Here is a 2,355-nt window from a genome sequence, read left to right on the forward strand (position 1 = left end):
CGGCTGGCCTTCTTCAACCGCATCGCCGGGTTTAACCGCAACTGACACCACGACACCCGGCATGGGCGCCACCAATCGGTCGTCGCTCGCGCCACCGTCGCTTCCGGCCAGGCGTTCGGCGGGATCAACCCGCCCGACTTCGTAGGTTCGCCCGTCCATGTGCACAAAAGTTGCTTCCGGCCCCACGGCCAGTCGCAATTCGCGCACAACACCCTTGGCCCTCAGCTTGTAACCGCCCGGCAGACCCGTCGGGTCCAATTGGCAGGCAACAGCGCCAGTGGGGGTATTGAGCACGAACCGGCTGCCATCATGACCCAGCCAGCAATCAGTCTCTTCTCCGTCCATCTGAAAAATCCGTTGCATCAGTTTCTCCACCCACCCATCTTGCGGTACATTTCCGGTATCTGCATTACGTCACTCACCAGGCGCTCGTCCGATAGGGCCGCCGCCGCCATCAGCAAGTCAGAGACATCTTCGCCCGGCGCGGTCAGCGTTTCGGATTGTTCAGCCAGGAAGCCAGTTGAAACGTCACCAGAGGCGAAATCCGGATGTGCAAGGATAGCATCCAGGTAACCGGTGTTGGTCGTTACCCCGAGAATCACATAGCTTTGCACCGCGCTCCGGGCACGGGCGATGGCCTGCGCGCGATCCGGGCCATGCACGATCAGCTTGGACAACATCGGGTCGAAGTCGGTCGTTACCTTGCCGCCATCCAGAATGCCGCTGTCTACGCGGACCCCCTCGCCCTGGGGTTCGTCCAGCAGCAGGATATTGCCGATCGCGGGGCGAAAATCGGCGGTCGCATCCTCGGCACAGATGCGCAGTTCGATCGAGTGTCCGGTTTGGGGAATATCCGCCTGCACGGCGCTCAGCCCGTCGCCCGCCGCGACACGCAACTGCTCGGCAACCAGATCAAAGCCGGTTACCATCTCGGTCACCGGATGTTCGACCTGAAGGCGGGTGTTCATTTCCAGTAAATAAAATGCCCCATCCTGTGCATAGATGAATTCGACAGTCCCTGCCCCGCGGTATTTGACGGCGCGGGCAATTCCGGCAGCGGTCTCGCAGATCTCATCCCGTTGCTCGGGGGTCAGCGCCGGTGACGGCGTTTCCTCGATAATCTTCTGGAACCGGCGCTGGATCGAACATTCACGTTCCCAGAAATGGACCACGTTGCCCTGTCCGTCGCCCATCACCTGCACCTCGATATGGCGCGGGCGTTCGATATAGCGTTCGACGAAAAGCCGCCCGTCGCCGAAATATCGTTCGCCTTCGCGGCGCGCGGTTTCGATTTCGGTCTCCAGCGTGCTGTCCTCGCGTACGACGCGCATGCCCTTGCCGCCACCGCCGGCCGAGGGCTTGATGAGCAGCGGATAGCCAACGGCGCGGGCGCGTTCGACAAAGCTCGCCGGATCATCATCCTCGATGGCCGAGGGGGCGACGGGACACCCGCGTTCCTCGACGAAGGCGCGGGCGCGGACCTTGTCCCCCATCAGGTCGATGACCTCGGACGTCGGGCCGACAAAGGTCACTCCGGCTTTTTCCAGCGCCGCGACAAAACCGGCATTCTCTGACAGAAAGCCATAGCCGGGATGAACCGCGTCCGCGCCGATCCCTTTGGCGGCTTCGACGATCTGAGGAATATCGAGATAGGCGGCCACGGGCGTCGGGCCGTCGATCATCACGACCTCATCTGCGATCAGATGCGCCGGCCCCTCTTGCTCGGCGACATGACGCAACACGGCAGTCGCAAGCCCGCGGGCCTTAGCGGTGCGCAACACGCGCGCCGCGATCTCGCCCCGATTGGCGACCAGGAGTTTCGAAATGGTCATGGTGTCGTCCTCTTAGTTCCGGGCCGCGGCATTCAGTCCGTCACGTGCGGCCAGATCGGCTGGCACGGGAATTTCGATATCAAGCAGCATCTGCGCGAACCCTTTGCCCTGCGGGTCTATGCGGACCGAAGCGATGCCCCCCCCGCCCAGCGAGTCATGCAGCAGGAAATTCAGCGAATGGCTTCCGGGCAGGTCGAACCGTTCTACCCTGCCGTCGCAGACATGGGCGAAATAGTCCTTCACCACCTCTTCGCTGAGAGCCGAGCGGATATATGGCAGGTAGTCCGGCTTGCGCGCGAGGATGCCGATATTGGCGATGTCCCCCTTGTCGCCCGAGCGGCCCCAGGCCAGATCGACGAGGCGGACCTGGACAACGTCCGGACCGGGCTCGCGGCTATCTGCGGGCGGTGCGGCAGGCGGATCAAGGTGGACTGGCGTAGTGGCCACGCTCACGGGCACATCCTTGCCGTCGACCTCGACCGCGACGGGGGTTTCGGCCTTGCTCTGAAGGAAGGAAAATAGA

2 protein-coding genes and 1 pseudogene are annotated in these 2,355 nt (G+C 62.8%); all 3 read right to left on the reverse strand.

Annotated elements, in window-relative coordinates:
* Nucleotides 1–375: acetyl-CoA carboxylase biotin carboxyl carrier protein subunit (locus ACEQXV_RS07500; RefSeq protein ID WP_370268555.1), on the reverse strand; the 375-nt coding region annotated here is incomplete at its 3' end.
* A complete protein-coding gene (locus ACEQXV_RS07505) occupies nucleotides 363–1,832 on the reverse strand; it encodes an acetyl/propionyl/methylcrotonyl-CoA carboxylase subunit alpha (protein WP_370268556.1) in 1,470 nt (489 codons plus the stop codon). The genes ACEQXV_RS07505 and ACEQXV_RS07500, both read right to left, overlap by 13 nt.
* Before the next feature lie 12 nt (nucleotides 1,833–1,844).
* Nucleotides 1,845–2,355 (reverse strand): annotated as a pseudogene (locus tag ACEQXV_RS07510) (terpene utilization protein AtuA); the annotation flags it as partial.

Origin of the sequence: Nioella sp. (assembly GCF_964229645.1) — a bacterium.
GTDB lineage: Bacteria > Pseudomonadota > Alphaproteobacteria > Rhodobacterales > Rhodobacteraceae > Nioella.

What these genes read in the sequence shown, in the direction of transcription:
- ACEQXV_RS07505 (WP_370268556.1), bottom strand. Translation starts at nt 1,832, where the DNA reads ATGACCATTTCGAAACTCCTGGTCGCCAATCGGGGCGAGATCGCGGCG.